Below are 16,218 nucleotides of genomic sequence, written 5' to 3'. Positions count from 1 at the left end.
CGCGCGCTCCAGACCGATCACGGGTGCGAGGACACGCCCGCCCACGCGGCTGCTAGTCGGGTGCAAAGTCACTCGCATAGCGCACGTTGTCCGAGATGCGCACCTCGTCAATCGCGCAGTCAGCCACGCCGCTGTGGTAGATGCTCGCGCCGAGCGCGAAGTTGTCGCCGATCAGGTCCATCCCCGCGCCGGTCGCTGTCCGCCCCACCTGCTTGCCATCCACGAACAGGCGGTCCTCAGCGGGCGAGTACGTCGCGGCCACGTGGTGCCACTCCCCCGGCTTCCAGTTCGGCCGGCAACTGACCGACCAGGTCTTCGTCTTGTCGCTGCCGTTCTGGCGCGTCCACAGCAACATATAGGGTTGGCCCGGCTGGCCGTCAAAGTGACTCAACACGAGGGCGCAGCCGTGGTTCCCGCCGGTGTACTTGCCGCTGCTCACCAGGTAGCGCAGCTTCGGGGACTTGTCGGTGGTCGTCAGGATGTCGCCATAGACGCGGACCCACAACTCGATGGTGCCCTGCTGCAGGTTGATGTTGCCGGCAGTGGGGTACTGCACGCCGGTCGTCAGCGGCGCGACCGACTGCGCGAAGGGCAACAGCCCCAGCGGCGCTGACAGCGCCTGTCCGTGTCGCCCCTCGGTGAAGCCAGCCACACCCTCGGCGTGTGGCGAACCGACCGAGAAGCTCGCCTCGGCCGTGCCGTCGAAGTGGCACAGGAAGAGCGTGTGCTCATCGGCCTCGAGGGCCCAGATCGAACTCCCAACCAGTACCGTTGCGATGGCTACGAGGTGTCGCATCCCAACTCCCAACTACCAACTCATCCCATACGCCGGCCCCTTGGCCGTCGGGTGGAACAGCGCGGCGGTCAGCGGCGTGGTCAGGACCGTCCCGTCGCGCAGCACCGTGCCACCCGCGAGGCCCAGCTTCTTGCGCAGCTCGGTCTCGATGGGGCGCTTGTGGACCCACCGCCCGATCTGCCCGTAGAAGGGGTACTTGCGGTCCAGGAGGCGCAGCAGCTCCCGCGTCGTGTCGAGCAACTGCCCCTCGGGCGCGGCGATGACGAGTGTCTCGCCGTTGAGGCCGATGGCCGGCGCGGACGCAGTGGCGAAGCGTACCAACTTCCCGGCTGTCGGCTCGGCCACGATAGGCAGCACCACGCGCGGCTGCTGGAGCACTTCCTCGGAGTAGAAGCGGAAGTACTCCTGCACCGCCTCGCCGGACTTGCGCTCCATCAGCGCAGCGTCCGCGCGGACGACGATCGCGGGAAGGTCGTGGCCGCTGCCGTTGCCTTTCCCCCCTCCCTTCAGGGAGGGGCCAGGGGGTAGGACGCCGTCAAAGAACCCCACCAGCGCCTTCTCCGTCGCCGCGAACACCTTCGGGCCGAAGTGCCAGGGCGAATCCGCACACACCCCATAGCCCGGCGGCAGGACCGGCCGCAGGCCCTGCGTGGCACTCAGCGTGACCCGCACTCCATCTGTCTCGTCCTGCACCCGGGACGCCCGCCACGTCCCTGCCGTCACGCCGGCTGCCCGCGTCGCCACTGGCACCAGCACGACCGTCCCCGCCGGCGGCAGCTTCAGAGAGATCGCCAGCCTCCCCCCTTGCAGCGTGTTGGCTGTCGGTGCGCCGTCGGCAGTGGCATAGAGGGCCGGAGTCGCGACACGCAACGTCGCCGCCGCCTCCACGCCGCGCGGGTTCATCACCGCGAACCGTGCGTTCGTCCCCGTGCCGTACTGCGCCACGTCCACCGGTCCCTCGGCCGTCGCGGCGCACTTGAGTTGCCAGGGATAGGGATATAGCTCCCGGTCGGCCAGCTCGTGCAGCTCCCAGCTCTCCTGCCAGCCTGCCGACAGGTCCGAGCACGGCAACGCGCCCCACTTCAGGCACGCCTGCATCGCCCCGATCTGGATGCGGCGGTACATGAGCTTGATGTCTTCGGGAGGGGTGTTCTCCTCGTCGTAGTAGTCGGCGGTGTGGTCGCGCGAGTCGCCGGAGAAGAGCTGGATGGCCTTGCTGCCGAGCATGTAGCGCCGGTACCGACTGATCGAGTCCAGGCCGGGCAGTTCATAGCGGGCGCCCTCGAACGAGCCGGCGTCGCTGCGCACGGCGATGCTGTAGATGTGCTCGGCGCCGTTGCCCCAGAAGCCGGCGCGGAACTGCTTGGGGGGCAGGCTGTGGATGAAGTCGGCGGTCTTGGCGATGCAGACGCTCACATCGCAGTACTCACCCTCGTCGTCCCAGGCGCGGCCCGGCGATGCCGCCACTGCCGGTCCGCGGTACTTCACACCGCCCATGGTCACGTCATGTCCGAAGCCGGAGAGCGGGTAGGCGGCCCAGAGGTCGCGCAGGTCCTGCTGGAACTGCGCCGCGGCCTTGTTCCCCCACAGGAACAGGCGATGGTCCGGCCCCTTGTTCGTGACCCACGGGCCGATGCGGTTCTGGGCCTGCGGGTCGTTGACCATCGCGTCGCGGTACTCATCTTCGGCCAGGCGATAGTAGGCCCAGTTGATGATGTAGAAGTACGGCGCGACACCATGGTCCACTGAGACACGGTCGAACGTTTCCTTCAGGAAGGCATGGTAATGGTCGAGGGTCCCGTAGTACTCTTTGAGCCGCTTCTCGTCGGTGACATCCTCGTTGTACCTGTCCCAGAACTGCGGCCGGCCGAACCAGTCACCGGGGATCTTCACTGGCGCGTAGCACCAGTCGCAGCGCGTCATGGACCGCCGGATGGCCTCGGGGGAGGGCTTGTACCATGTGGCCGCCGACCCGGCCTCGCCGGCTGTCTGCAGGCGCGGGTCGCCGCCGGGGATTGGCGCGAAGGCGGCGGGGTAGAGTGCCTGGAAAGCCGCCACGGCCGCGCGCTCGCCGCCGCGGGCATCGAAGCCGAAGGTGACGAACTGCACGGTCTCGGTCCGGCCGGGATCAACGACCAGCTTCACGCCGTAGTAGAATGCCGTAGGAGCGCCGGCTTCCAGCCGGCCCGGGGGGATGATCCCATTCTCCAGGTACGAGAAGATCTGCAGCGGCTCGATGCCCAACCCGCTTCCTGCCGCCTCGTCGTATGCCGCCACCACGGGCATGGTGTAGGGCAGCAGACCGCGCACGGCCGGCTGCCGGGGTGTGGCCGAGAAGTTGCCGTTGAAGTACTTCCAGTTCGCTCCCGACGGCCGGAATGCGCGGTAGGCGCGCAGGAGCAGCCAGGCGTTCTCTGACCCGTTGTTGGTCAGCTTCACGAACCAGTTGGTGCGATCCTTGAGGGGCTGCGCGGTGAGGGAAAGGGAGAGCGCGCCATCGGCGGAGCGCCACGCCTGGCCGTCGGGGACGAGCTTCACGCCGGCCCTGGCACGGCCATCGTACACGTCCAGGCCGCACAGATCGCCGCGCGGCAGTTGCAGCGAGGCTTGCCCCAACGGCGCAATGGCCCCCGGCCCCGCGGCCAGGACCCCGGAAGTGGCGAGCATGAGCACAGCGAGGCAGTGTCGCATGGTGGTCTCGATGCGCGCGGGCGAGCCGCCCGCGGTCCCAGTTACGGCGGGCCGGCTGATAGCCGGCCCCCAACGGCGCATGGCTTCCCCCCGCCGTTCCCAGTCCCCAGTCCCCGGCGTCAGAAACTCACATCCGTCGCCTCTTTGCCGTACTTCCAGTTCACCAGCGTGCACAGGAAGATGATGGCGAAGAGGATCATCGCCAGAGCGCAGGCATAGCCCATCTTCTGATGGTCGAAGGCCGACTGGTAGATGTAGTACAGCAGGTTGGTGGTCGAGCCGGCGGGGCCGCCGCGGGTGAGGATGTGGATGGACACGAAGTAGCCCTGGAAGCCGGCGATGATGGACATGACGAAGATGAAGAACGTGGTCGGCGCCAGCATCGGCCAGGTGATGTGCCGCACCTTCTGCCACCACCCCGCCCCGTCCATGTCCGCCGCCTCGTATAGCTCCGGCGGAATGTTCTGGAGCCCCGCCAGGTACAGCACACAGTTGTAGCCCCCCACACCCATCCACAGGCCCATCAGGATCAGGGCCGGCTTCGCCCACGATGGGTCGAGCAGCCACCCCGGCGGGTTGGCGACACCGACCATCCGCAGCGACTGGTTCAGGAGCCCCCAGTCCGCGTCGTACACCCAGCGCCAGACCATCGCCACCGCTACCGCCGAGCACACCGTGGGCAGGAAGAACACCACGCGGTAGAGCGTGATGCCCCGCAGGCGCTGGTTCATCAGCAGCGCCGTGAAGAACGACAGCGCCATGCCCAGGGGGATGCCCAGCATCAGGAACACCGTGTTGTACATGGTGCTCCAGAACTGCTCATCGGAAGCCTGCAGCCCCTCGGGCGTACGGCTGACGCCGAGGATCTCGCGGTAGTTGCCCAGCCCCGTCCAGTGAATGCCCCGCCAGGACTCGACGGCGTCCCACTGGGTGAAGGACAGCAGGAAGGCCGCCAGCACCGGCAGGAGGGTGAAGACCAGGAAGCCGATGGCATTGGGCAGCAGAAACCAGACCGCGGCCCGGTCGTGTCGGGTGTGGCGGGTTGGAGCTGGCGGGTTGGGTTGGGTGGACGCCATGGTCGTGTCTGCTAATGTTGTGTCCGACTGAGAGGCTCAATGGCCCGGTAGGGCAGGCGGCTCGCCTGCCCGCGCGGGCGGGCCGCCCGCGCTACGGCAATGCCGCAAGGAACCTGCGCGACACGACGCTAACGGATCAGATGCTGGACGAGCCACTGCTCGGCCGTGTCATAGGCGGCGGTGCGGTCGGGGCCGGTGGCGCCGCGCAGGTTGTGGCTGGCGTGCTTGACGACGATCAGCTCGTTCTCCACGCGCGCTGCGTCCAGCGCCGCCGCCATGGCCCGCGACTGGCTCAGAGGCACGAGCCGGTCCGCCTCACCGTGCACGAGTAGCACCGGCGCGTCGTCGCTGGTCACGTGCGTGACAGGCGAGGCGTCGGCGTACTCGTCGGGCGCGGCGCCGGGCGGCTCACCGATGAACCGGGTCAGGTACATCGCCGCCGCCGGCGGGCATGCACTCCCACGCAGGTCAGCGGGTCCGAAGAAGTCCACGACGCACCGCGCCTTGCCGCTGACCTGACGGTTCGGGTCGTCTGCGCTCTGGTAGTCGCCCGGCTCCATGGTCCCGAGCATCAGCGCCAGGTGCGCTCCGGCGGACGCGCCCCACGCCCCCAGGCGGTCGGCGTCCACGCCGTACTCGGCCGCATGCGCCCGCACCCACCGCGCCGCGCGGGCACAGTCCTGCACCTGCGTCGGATAGCGGTACTCCGGAGCCAGGCGGTACTCCACCGCGAAGCAGACGACGCCCCGCTGCGCGAGAGCCTGTCCGAGGCCCCGTTCGCTCGCCGGACTGCCGGCACTCCAGGCGCCACCGTGGATCAGCAGGCAGGCCGGATGGGGACCCGGCGTGGCCACCGGGTAGACGTCAAGCGTCAGCTCCTCCCCGGCGGCGATGCCATAGACGACGCTCTGTTGCTCGGTCGGCTCTCCCGCCGGCGCGCGATGGCCGCAGCCGGCGCCGCAGACCAGCGCGGCCAGCCCGAGCGCCCAGAGCGACTGTCGATGCAGGTCCATGCTTCCCCCCCTACCACTGCCTCGAGTCCGGCACCGCCACCCACACCCCGCCCTGTGCGATGGACTGCTGGCTGACCAGCCCCGGCAGCGTCATGTCCAGGGCCTCATGGATGCCGATGGGGGGCGGCGTGCTCTCGCGGATGCTGCGCACGAAGTCCTGCACCTCCAGGTAGTCTCCGCCGCCATGCCCGGCCTGCAGTTGCGCCTCGGTCGGGTGCAGCCACTCCTGGGGCAGGAACTCCTCGGCCAGGCTCTCCAGGGGTAGCCACTCCACCTTCTCAGACCGGTCGGCCAGCCAGATCTTCGGTTGGTCGCCCAGTCCGCGCGCCGCCTCGTAGCATCCCGTCGTCCCCTGTAGTGAGTAGTAGGTCATGTTGTGCGGGCGGTTCGACAGCATGTCCACGCGGATCTGGATCAGCCCGCCGCCCGAGGTGCGGCACAGCATCGTGATGCTGTCCTCGTTCTCATACTCGTCTCCGCGCGGGTCGCGGTAGTGGTGGCCAGAGCCCGTGCACATCACGCTGGTGACGCGCTCGTCCATCCACTGCAGCACCGGCCCGAGGCTGTGGGTCGGGTAGGTGCAGCCATTGATCCCCGTCTGCCACTTGCGCCGCCAGGTGGTGATCTCGTTGAGGCCCTTTAGTTCGTGGAGGTACTCGCCCTCGCCAAAGTACATCTCGCCGAACAGCCCGGCGCGGGCGATGGCCTTCACCAGTACATTGGGCCGCATGTAGCAGTAGTTCTCGGCCATCATGTACGTGGCCCTGCTCGCGCGCACGGCCGCCACGAGCTGGCGCGCCTCCTCCACCGACACGCACGCGGGCACCTCGGACATGACATGGACGCCGCGCTCCAGCGCCATCACCGCCTGTGAGGCGTGCAGCGGCATCGGAGTGCCGACGATGACGGCGTCCAGGCCGGCTTCGTCGAGCATCTGGGCGCAGTCGGTGTAGGTCTGGGTAACGCCGACGCGGGCGGCAGTGTCGGCCAGGCCTGGCTCGTTGAGGTCGCACAGGGCCTCGACGCGGGCATGGGGGTTGCCGTTGATGGCGCTGAAGAAGCTGGCGCCACGGCCGGCGGCGCCGACGACGCCGAACTTGAGCTGGGACACAATGGGGCTCCTGGCGCACGTGTGTATAGGGACGATGGGTGTCCATTCCGCAAGGGGGCGGGGCTGACCTGCGTTAGGCGTACGGGGGGTGGGAAGTGGGTGGGGCAGTGCCTAGGTACACTGCTGTATAGTTACGTTATATTCTTCGGCACGAGGGCAAAAAAAACGGATCAGCACGCGTCCCGGGGGGTGGTCGCATCGGCTGACCCGGCTTCAATGGCCCCCCGAAGGGCCATGTTAGCCTGACCTATGGGTGCTACGGTGTGATTATGCGAATGTGCGTCTAATCTGTCAATCGAACATACTTTACCCAGTGTGGCGAAATATGAAACGCGATGTCATAAAAGTCTGTGCCGGGAGGGCGGTCACCACGGCCCGCAGTGGGCCGGTAGAGGTGTGTTCGGGGACGACCTGGGCGCCGTGAGAGGTGGACTTAGCCAGGCGGTGGAAATGCTCCGCCTCTGGGTGCGAAGGGAGGTACGGCAGATGAGTGAGCAGGTGCGAGTGGGTGTCATCGGCGCGTCCGGGGGCATGGGCAAGCGACGGGTGCAGCAGTTCTTCGTGAACGCCCGCTCGACGGTCACGGTGGCCTGCGCTCGCGACATCCGCCGGCTGGCCGAGGCGGTGCCCGAGAAGGACATCCGTCTGGTGGCCCACGCTGAGGACATCGCCAGCGACCCGGACGTGGATGCCGTCGTCATCAGCGTGCCCAACACGCTGCACTACGCCCACGTGAAGCAGGCGCTGCTCGCCGGCAAGCACGTCCTGTGCGAGTACCCGCTGACCAACTCGCTCGCCCAGTACGACGAGTTGGTCAACCTGGCGCGTTCCCGGGGCCTGATCCTCCACCACGCCCTGACCCCGCGCGCCGAGAGCCTGCACCGCACGATGAAGGAGGCGCTGCAGGGTCTGGGCGAGCCGCGGGCGGCCTACTACCGCTACTACGGTGGCGCGGGCTGGTACGTGCAGCCCGAGTTGCGGGGCGACATGTTCTGTGCGCTGCACATCCACTTCATTGACCAGTTCGTGGACTTCTTCGGCGACCCGGACGGCCTGGACGCCCATGGTGCCGAGCGGGACGGCCAAGTCTGGGCGACGGTGATGATGCAATGGCAGGGCGGGCTCGTGGGCACAGTAGAGTTCGCCATGGGCTTTGCCGACAAGCCCTCGTACATGGGCACGATCGTGACCAGCGACGGCTGGGTGGGCTTCAACAGCGAGGGCGGGCTGATCGTGACGGTCAATGAGGGGGGCGAGACCGGTGAGATGACCCCCCCGCCAGACACCTCCCAGGACGAGGACGCCGAGAGTTTCCTGGATGAGATCCTGGGCGCCGGCGGGCCGCAGTGCGATCTGGCCACCGGGCGCAGCACCCTGGCTCTGTGCCTGGAGTGCAGTCGGCTGCTGGCCGGCTGACGGTCCCCGGCAGCGCACAAAAAAGCAGGGCCGCTGACAGCGAGCGGCCCTGCTTTCACTTGGTGAGTCCAGGTTGAACTACAGGTTCACGCCCACGCCGAGGGTCCACAGCGCGTCCGGCTCGATGTCGAGATAGCCGAAGTCCGCGCGCCAGTTCTTGGCCTGGTAGCCAACACCGGCGGTGAACTTGTGCTCGTCGTCGCCGCCCATCAGGCCGGCGACGGTGCTCGTGTCGAGCAGACCAGCGCGCAGCTTCCACTCCTTGGCCTCGCCGAAGCTGTACTCCGCGCCGCCGCTGATCGTGGCGTCGCCCATCTCTTCGGTGAGATCGCAGACGTCAACCGCGATCAGGAGGTCAGCAACGGGCTTCCAGGCGAGACCGGCATTCCAGAACGGGCCGACTTCGAACTCGTCCGCGAGGTCGACAACGGTCAGGCCGAGGCGCAGCGGGTCCTTGCCCTCGCCCAGGTCCAACTTGTAGAGCAGGCCGAGGTTCAGGATGGTGTGCTCGTCGCCACCATCGGGGTCCACGGACGCGACATTGATGCCCGCGCTCAGCGGGATGTCCTTGAGGCCAGCGCCAAAGCCGGCGCCAAAGACGTCGGCCAGGTCATCCGCCGAGGCGTAGCCCGCGCCGAAGCCGAGCCGCTCGGACGGCTTCCAGCCGGACCAACTCAGGCCCCAGCCATCGAAGTCGCCAGCGCTGGCATAGGCGAAGTACAGGTCATTCCCGTACTCGTTGCCTTCCTTGACCGGCACGCCGAGCGTGGCCAGACCGGCCGGGTTCTGGAACCAGGCAGCGGCGTCATCGGCTACGGCAATGCCAGCGCCACCCATCCCAATGGCCCGCGTCGAGACGCTAGCAATCTGCTGCGCCCACACACCGCTGGCCAGCACGACACAGACGAGTACGGCTACAACCAATCGCGACTTCATGTCGTACGCCTCCCATCACTTGTGCTTTGTCTCAAGCTGCCTACCGCACACACCAGGCCGACGAGCCGGCTGTCTCGACCCGCCAGCCTATTCAAGGGAGGGACGGCATCATCTGTTGGGCTCACAGGTGTCCTAGTTTCCCTGAGTGCCGGCGCAGATGGCGACGCTCCACCCTCAAAACGCACACGTTATCACAAACGACAGCGAATTACAACGCAGTTTCTTGCCCTGGATACGGCTCTCGCGCCCCTGAGGTCGTCCTGGCTGCCTTCTTGGACAGCCGAACGCGCGATTGGTTTCAGGTCCCTGAGGAAGTGCGCCGGCTGTGACCGGGCCCGGACCCGACCGGCCGGCCAGCGGCCCGCGCGATCGCCAGCGTCCGCTCGACTTCCTGAGCGAGGGTGAGCTGGGGTGCCTTCTTGCCGGGGTAGATGTCGTAGAAGCTGGCGAACCGGCGGGGGGTGAGGTTGGGCATGAGGATGTTGGCCCCGCCCTGCAGGGCGCGCACGCGCGCTCCGGGCTCGGCGGTCTCCAGCGCCGTGGTGGCTGGCAACATGATATCGGGCACCAGCAGCCGGACCAGCGCCATCATGTTCAGGCTCGTCTCGACCGACCCGACGGGTACCGCCCCCAGTGGCGTGGCCGGGTGGGGGATCAGTGGCCCCAGGCCGCACATGTGGTAGCCGCGCGATTCGATCAGCCGCAGGTCCTCCACCAGGACGTCAGGCGTCTGCCCCGGCAGGCCCACGATGCAGCCGGAGCCGACCTGGTAGCCCAGGTCAAACAGCGCGTCCTGGCAGGCCAGACGCCGGTCGTACGAAGCGCCGGGGTGCAGCCGCTCGTACAGCTCGCGGTTCGCCGTCTCGTGCTTGAGCAGGTACCGGTCCGCCCCGGCCTCGCGCCACCGGCGGTAGTCCGACGTGTCCCGCTCGCCCAGCGACAGCGTCACCGCCAGCGGTGTCTCCTCCTTGATGGCTGTCACCAGATCCGCCACGCGGCGCGTTGTCCACCAGGGATCCTCGCCGGACTGCAGCACGACCGTGCCGAACCCGAACCGGGCGATGTCGCGGCACGCCGTCACCACCTGCGCCGGGGTCATGCGGAACCGCGCGAGATCACGGTGGCTGATACGCAGGCCGCAGTATTCGCAGTCGCACCGACAGTGGCTGGAGAACTCGACAATCCCCCGCAGGTAGACGTCGTCGCCGACGGTCTCGCGGCGCACCCGGTCGGCCTCGGCGCGCAGCTCCGCCGCCGCCGGCCCCTCCGCCACAACCAGTTCGCGCAGCTCCCGGTCAGTCATGGGCGTCATGTCGCGTCACCCGTGGCGGCCTCGCCCGCCTGCGTTGACGAGTCGTGCTGCTGGGGCAGCCAGACGCTGAACGTGGACCCCTCGTTCTCCCTGGACTTCACGTCAATCCGCCCATGGTAGAAGTCCACGATGCGCTTGACGATGCTCAGGCCCAGGCCGGTGCCCGTGACCTGCGCGGTCTCGCGGCGCTTCTCCCGGAAGAACTCGGAGAACAGCGACTGCAGACCCTCGGGGCTGATGCCTACGCCGGTGTCGGCCACATCAAAGCGGACATACGGCCCCTCGGCCACGGCATACGCCTTGACCATCCCGCCCGGCCGGTTGTACTTGATGGCATTACTCAGCAGGTTGGTGAAGAGCCGGACCAACTCCTCGCGGTCGGCCTCGATGCGCGGGAGGCCCGCCGGCACCTGGTTCTCCAGCCGCACCTGAGCCTGCGCGGCCGAGGGCGCCATCAGTTCGACCACGTCGCCCACAATGGCCGCCGGTTCCTGGGGCTGGATCTGCCGCCGCACCGTTCCGGCCTCCATGCGGGCCACGTCGAGCAGGTCGCTCACCAGGTCGAGTAGGGCGCGCAGCCGCTGGCGCGACCGCCCGATCATCTCCCGCTGCTTGGCCACCGAGGGCACAAGGCCCTCGTACAGCACCGACAAGTAGCCATCAATGGCCGACAGGGGCGCCCGCAGCTCGTGCGCCACCATGTTGACGAATTGCGCCTTCACCTGCTCGACGCGCCGCAGCTCGGTGATGTCGCGCAGCACGGTCACAGTGCCCAGGAAGGTTGCGCCCTGCTCCTCGGCCACCGGGGCCACGTTGGCCAAGACCCACTGGGCGCCCAGGGCCTCCGGCAACTGGATCTCGCGCGACAGGCGGCCGTGACTCGCCTCCGCCTCGTGGACTAGTTCGAGCAGTTCGGGGGACTGCAGCACCTCAGCGAGGGGATAGGCTTCCCGCCCGGGCGCCAGGGCGGGCATGACGCGCAGCGCCGCCGGGTTGTAGAGGACCAGCTCGTCGTCGGCGTTGCATACCAGCACGGCGTCGGCCATGGAGTTGACGATGCCGCGCAGGCGGCTCTGCTCGGTAGCGAGCTGCAGCAGGCGCCGTTCGCGCTCGGATACCAGTCGCTGGTGGTCGCGCAGCAGGCGCGACCGCTCCAGGGACTTGTTCACCAGTCGCAGCAGGTCGTCGGGGGTGAAGGGTTTGGCGAGGAAGTCGTAGGCCCCGCGCCGGCTCCCCTCCATGGCCGTCTCGATGGTCGCGTAGGCCGTGATGACGTTGCACACCAGCAGCGGGGCTTCGTCGCGGGCGGCGGCCAGGAAGGTCATCCCGCCCATGTCCGGCGCCTCAGGCGGGCCGCCGGGCATCCGCAGGTCCACCAGCGCGACCTCGATGTCGGGATGCTGGCGCAGCGTCTCCAGGGCCTGCTCCACCGACTCGACGCTGTAGACCTCGTGCCCCTCGGCGACGAGCACGCGCTGGCAGCCGCGCCGGATCCCGGACTCGTCATCCAGCACCAGAATCTGGTGCGTGGGGCGTGCCGCCGACGGCGCCGGGACGGGGGTCACTTGGGCTGTGCTGGCGGTAGCTTCTGGCATCGTGCATCCCTGCGGCGCCGGCGCAGTGGGCTTGTGACCCGGTGTAGATCAGAGGGTCCCTGGCCTGGCCCCTTCCTCGCCACCTGTTGCTTCCCCTCCCCACTGGCAAGGGCCGCCGACAACGCAACGGGCTGGCTCCGAAGGCCAGCCCGCTGTCAACATCATCTGCGTGGTGCGCCTAGTCGCGCCGGATCGCGCCGAAGCGGCAGACGTCGAAGCACGTGCCGCAGCGCACGCACGCCTGGTCGTCAATGACGTGCGGCTGGCGCGGCTCGCCGTTGATGCAACTCACCGGGCAGTTGCGCCGGCACAGACCGCAGCCCACGCACTTCTCGGGGTCAATGACATAGTGCACGAGCGCCGCGCACTTGTGGGCGGGGCAGCGCCCCTCGTTGATATGCGCCTCGTACTCGTCCTTGAAGTGGCGGAGCGTGCTCAGCACCGGGTTGGGGGCGGTCTGCCCCAGGCCGCACAGCGCGCCGCGCGTGCAGGCTTTGCCCAGGCGCTCAAGCCGCTCGTAGTCGCGCTCCTCGCCGCGGCCGGAGGTGATGCGCTTCATGATCTCGAGCATGCGCATCGTGCCCTCGCGGCACGGGGTGCACTTGCCGCAGCTCTCGTCCTGGGTGAAGGTCAGGAAGAAGCGGGCGATGTCCACCATGCAGTTGCCGTCGTCCATGACGATGAGGCCGCCCGAGCCCATGATGGCTCCGGCTGCGCGCAGCGACTCGTAGTCAATGGGGGTGTCCAGATACTCCGCCGGCAGGCAGCCACCGGAGGGTCCGCCCGTCTGCGCGGCCTTGAACTGCCGGCCGCCGGGAATGCCGCCGCCGATGTCGAAGATGATCTCGCGCAGCGTCATGCCCATCGGGACTTCCACCAGGCCGGTGTTGACCACATTGCCGGCCAGGGCGAATACCTTCGTGCCCTTGGAGGTCTCGGTCCCGATGGAGGCATACCACTCGGCGCCCTTGAGGATGATCGGCGCGATGCTGGCGAGGGTCTCGACGTTGTTGATGACCGTCGGCTTGCCCCACAGGCCCTTGTTGGCCGGGAACGGCGGGCGCGGGCGCGGCATGCCGCGCTTGCCCTCGATGGAGGCCAGCAGTGCCGTCTCCTCACCACACACGAAGGCCCCGGCGCCCAGCCGCAGCTCGATGTCAAAGGCGAAGTCGGTGCCCAGCACCTTCGGGCCCAGCAGGCCGCGCTCGCGGGCCTGGGCCAGCGCGATGTTCAGGCGCTTGACGGCCAGCGGGTACTCAGCGCGGACGTAGATGTAGCCCTGGTTGGCGCCGATGGCGTGCCCGGCGATGGCCATGGCCTCCAGCACCGCATGGGGGTCGCCCTCCAGTGTGCTGCGGTCCATGAAGGCGCCCGGGTCGCCCTCGTCAGCGTTGCAGACGACGAACTTCAGGTCGCCAGCAGCCTTGCGGGTGAATTCCCACTTCATGCCCGTGGGGAAGCCCGCGCCGCCCCGACCGCGCAGGCCGGAGGCCTTGATCGTGGCGATGACCTCGTCCGGGGCTATCTCGTCGAGCGCCTTGGCCAGCCCGGCGTATGCGCCGACCGACAGGGCGTCATCGAGGCTCTCGGGGTCAATGCGGCCGACGTTGCGCAGGGCCACGCGGAACTGCCGGCTGAAGAAGTCCAGGTGCGGGTAATCGCGCGTGAAGCGGTTGATGATCTCGTCTTCGCCGGCCGGGGCGACGGACGGCGTCTCGCCGCCGTCAATCAGCCACTCGCGGATGGCCTCGCCGCCGCCCAGATCGCGCTTGACGATCTCGCGGGCGCGCTCGGCGTCCACCTGGACGTACAGGCGCGGCGGCTCGCCGGGGCGGCGGATCTCCAGCAGCGGCTCGAGGCTGCACCGGCCCACACATCCGACCTGCCGGAAGTCGAGGCGGTCCTTCACGCTGCTGGCGTCCAGGGCTTCCTGCAGGGCCGTGAGGGTCTTGTCGGCGCCTCCGGCCAGCGAGCAGGTGGCGATGCCCAACAAGACCTCGATCTTGCCGGCCCGCGCCTGGACCTGGGGTGCGACGGCCTCCACCAGTTGCTGCAAGCTCTGCTGAGCGGTCATCTCCGGAATCCTCTCTGTGCGCGCCGCGGGCGGGGCGGGCGCGACCGTACTGCTGTGGCTACTAGGCACCCACGATGGCGCTGGCCTTGTCCGCCAGCGCCAGGGGATCGATCGGCTTGTTGATGAACTCGACGACCCGCAGCCACTCCGGCCGCTGCTCCTTGTCGTCCACGCGGAACCCGGTCTCGGTGGTCACGGCCGACACCATGATGACGGGGATCTCCGCGGTCGCCTCGTGGGCCGCCAGGGCCTGCACGGCCGAGAAGCCCGCATAGAGCCGCTCCATCATCAGGTCCATGATGATGAGGTCGGGATGCTCCCTGGTGGCGACTTCGACACCATGGCGCGAGTCGGAGGCGGTCAGCACCTCGAACCCCCGGGCCTCCAGGGCCACACGGTTGGCCTCCAGGAAGTCCACATCATCATCTACCAGCAGTACTCTGCGCTTGTCGCTCATGTCGTCATACCCCTCACAGGGCTTCAGAATGCGGCCGGCGGCGGTGCCAAGATCTCGTCCGGTCGGGGGAGGGTGAACACGAAGTCAATCCATTCCCCATACTGGCTCTCAGCGTGAATCTCGCCCCCATGCCGGCGTACGATCTCCCGATCAATGAACAGGCCCAGTCCCGTGCCCCGCGCTTCCTCGCCCGGGGGCGCCAGGCGGCAGAACTTGCCGAACAACTCGCCCAACTGCTCCGGGGCCACCCCCGGGCCCTCATTCCACACGTGCATCTCGAGCATCCCGTTCACCGGGCGGCCCCACAGCTTGACCGTTCCCCCGTCGCGGCCGTACTTGGCGGCGTTGGTGAGCAGGTTCTCATACACCGTCTGCAGCAGCGTCGGGTCCCCCAGCGTGACCAGGTCGGGCGACAGATCGGTCTCCACGTGCATGTTCCGCTCGTGGAACCGGCCCTTCAGCTCCCGGAGTACGGGCGCGACGACCTCGTTCCCGATCCGCACCGGCCGCGTCCGCACCTGCAACTCGCCCTTCTCGATGCGCGAGAGGTTCAGGTAGTTGCGCAGCATGTCCTCGGTGCGGTGGACGGTGTGCACCACATCGTCCAGCGTCTCATGCTGGTCGGGGTTCAGCTCCCCGACGTAGCCGTCGCGGACGGCCAGCAGGTTGAGCTTCGCCGAGGCGATCTGGTTCTTGAGCTCGTGTGTGATGAATGCCAGGGTGCTCAGATAGTCTGCGTTCCACTGCTGCAACTGCTCGGTCGTCTCGGCCAGTTGCTGGTGGCTCTGGCGGAGTTCATCGTCGCGCTCCTGGAGAGCCGCCGCCATCTCGTTGAAGATGACTTGCAGCCGCCGCAACTCGTCCTGGTCGGCGTGTGCCGGCTGCGGTACGCGCGCCTCCAGGTTGCCCTGCTCCAGTTGTTCGGCGGCCCCGGTCACCAGCCGGATGCGTCGGGTGAGGCGGTTGGCCAACACCCCGGCCAGCACCAGGCCCATGATGAGCGTGGGGACCGTGCTGAGCAACACGACTCCCAGCGGCAGGTGGCCTTCCCCCACACCGTGCCACTGTCCGCCGAGCAGCCACACCCCGGCGGCAGTGAGGGCGGCGCCCACGAGGGCTACGCCCAGAAAGCCAACCTGTAGTCGAGTGCGCAGCGGAATGTCCATAGTCCCACGAGCGCAGCGGCTCGGCTCGGCGGTGGCCGCTAGGCCGGTGCGAGAGTCGGCTCTTGCTGGGCCTCGGCGGTCAGGTGCGCCAGGATCCCCGGGATCTGCTCGGGGGTCACCTTGGCGTACACCACGTCGTTGACCATCATCACGGGCGCTTGCCCGCAGGCGCCCAGACAGCGCGCCTCCTTGACTGTGAAGAGGCCGTCGGCGGTCGTCTCGCCCGGCTTGCAGTCAAGCTGCCGGCACAGTTCGTCCAGCACTGCCTGGCTGCCGCGCACATAGCACGCCGTGCCCAGGCACACGCTGATGGTGAAGACACCCTTGGGCGTGAGCGAGAAGTACGAGTAGAAGCTCGCCACGCCGGTGACATACGCGGTCGGCACGCCGAGCTGCTGGGCCACATGGTTGATGGCCTTGGCCGGCACGTAGCCGAAGGTGTCCTGCACGTGATGCAGCACCGGGATCAGGGCGCTCTGCACATGCTGGGCATTGCGCTGCTTCTGCTCGGCGATGTACTCGTCGAGCTGCCGCCACCATTCGGGCCGTTCCAGAGTATCGCGCTGGTAACGCAT

At 68.1% G+C, this 16,218-nt stretch carries 13 protein-coding genes; 1 reads left to right on the top strand and 12 read right to left on the bottom strand.

Annotated elements, in window-relative coordinates; all coding sequences use genetic code 11:
• Positions 1-52 precede the first annotated feature (52 nt).
• From LLH23_20800 to LLH23_20780, 5 genes are all read right to left on the bottom strand, one after another.
• Complete coding sequence (locus tag LLH23_20800; GenBank protein MCE5240910.1) at positions 53-796, bottom strand: LamG domain-containing protein; 744 nt, start codon at positions 794-796, stop codon at positions 53-55.
• A gap of 12 nt (positions 797-808) precedes the next feature.
• Positions 809-3,487: a hypothetical protein gene (locus LLH23_20795; GenBank protein ID MCE5240909.1), complete on the bottom strand. Its 2,679-nt coding sequence runs from the start codon at positions 3,485-3,487 to the stop codon at positions 809-811.
• A gap of 119 nt (positions 3,488-3,606) precedes the next feature.
• Complete coding sequence (locus LLH23_20790) at positions 3,607-4,563, bottom strand: sugar ABC transporter permease (protein ID MCE5240908.1); 957 nt, start codon at positions 4,561-4,563, stop codon at positions 3,607-3,609.
• 128 nt (positions 4,564-4,691) lie between these two features.
• Complete coding sequence (locus LLH23_20785; protein MCE5240907.1) at positions 4,692-5,576, bottom strand: alpha/beta hydrolase; 885 nt, start codon at positions 5,574-5,576, stop codon at positions 4,692-4,694.
• A 10-nt stretch (positions 5,577-5,586) separates the two neighbouring features.
• Positions 5,587-6,687 (bottom strand): Gfo/Idh/MocA family oxidoreductase, encoded by a 1,101-nt coding sequence (locus LLH23_20780; protein MCE5240906.1) that lies wholly within the window; start codon positions 6,685-6,687, stop codon positions 5,587-5,589.
• Between the two features lie 486 nt (positions 6,688-7,173).
• Here LLH23_20780 and LLH23_20775 point away from each other — a divergent pair, with 486 nt between their 5' ends.
• On the top strand, positions 7,174-8,103 hold the full coding sequence (locus tag LLH23_20775; GenBank protein ID MCE5240905.1) for a Gfo/Idh/MocA family oxidoreductase: 930 nt from the start codon (positions 7,174-7,176) through the stop codon (positions 8,101-8,103).
• Positions 8,104-8,181: 78 nt separating this feature from the next.
• On the opposite strand, the gene LLH23_20770 is transcribed toward LLH23_20775, so the two are convergent.
• The 7 genes from LLH23_20770 to nuoE all read right to left on the bottom strand — a co-directional run bounded on the left by LLH23_20770 (position 8,182) and on the right by nuoE (position 16,218).
• On the bottom strand, positions 8,182-9,039 hold the full coding sequence (locus LLH23_20770; protein MCE5240904.1) for a hypothetical protein: 858 nt from the start codon (positions 9,037-9,039) through the stop codon (positions 8,182-8,184).
• Between the two features lie 298 nt (positions 9,040-9,337).
• Positions 9,338-10,351, bottom strand: coding sequence for a [FeFe] hydrogenase H-cluster radical SAM maturase HydE (hydE, locus tag LLH23_20765; protein ID MCE5240903.1), 1,014 nt, complete (start codon positions 10,349-10,351; stop codon positions 9,338-9,340).
• Entirely contained in the window at positions 10,348-11,946 is a 1,599-nt protein-coding gene (locus LLH23_20760) for a response regulator (protein MCE5240902.1), read from the bottom strand. Before LLH23_20760 ends, hydE begins: the two co-directional genes overlap by 4 nt.
• A 178-nt stretch (positions 11,947-12,124) precedes the next feature.
• Positions 12,125-14,020 carry an NADH-quinone oxidoreductase subunit NuoF gene (gene nuoF / locus LLH23_20755; protein ID MCE5240901.1) on the bottom strand — a complete coding sequence of 632 codons (1,896 nt, stop codon included), beginning with the start codon at positions 14,018-14,020 and terminating at the stop codon, positions 12,125-12,127.
• 61 nt (positions 14,021-14,081) lie between these two features.
• Positions 14,082-14,477, bottom strand: coding sequence for a response regulator (locus LLH23_20750; protein MCE5240900.1), 396 nt, complete (start codon positions 14,475-14,477; stop codon positions 14,082-14,084).
• Positions 14,478-14,500: 23 nt separating this feature from the next.
• Positions 14,501-15,643: a HAMP domain-containing histidine kinase gene (locus tag LLH23_20745; GenBank protein MCE5240899.1), complete on the bottom strand. Its 1,143-nt coding sequence runs from the start codon at positions 15,641-15,643 to the stop codon at positions 14,501-14,503.
• A gap of 38 nt (positions 15,644-15,681) precedes the next feature.
• On the bottom strand, positions 15,682-16,218 hold the full coding sequence (gene nuoE / locus LLH23_20740) for an NADH-quinone oxidoreductase subunit NuoE (GenBank protein MCE5240898.1): 537 nt from the start codon (positions 16,216-16,218) through the stop codon (positions 15,682-15,684).

The sequence above is a fragment of the bacterium genome (genome assembly GCA_021372615.1).
In the GTDB taxonomy this organism is placed as follows: domain Bacteria; phylum Armatimonadota; class Zipacnadia; order Zipacnadales; family UBA11051; genus JAJFUB01.
The sequence above is the reverse complement of the archived record's forward strand: the minus strand, read 5'-3'. Positions and strand labels throughout refer to the sequence as shown.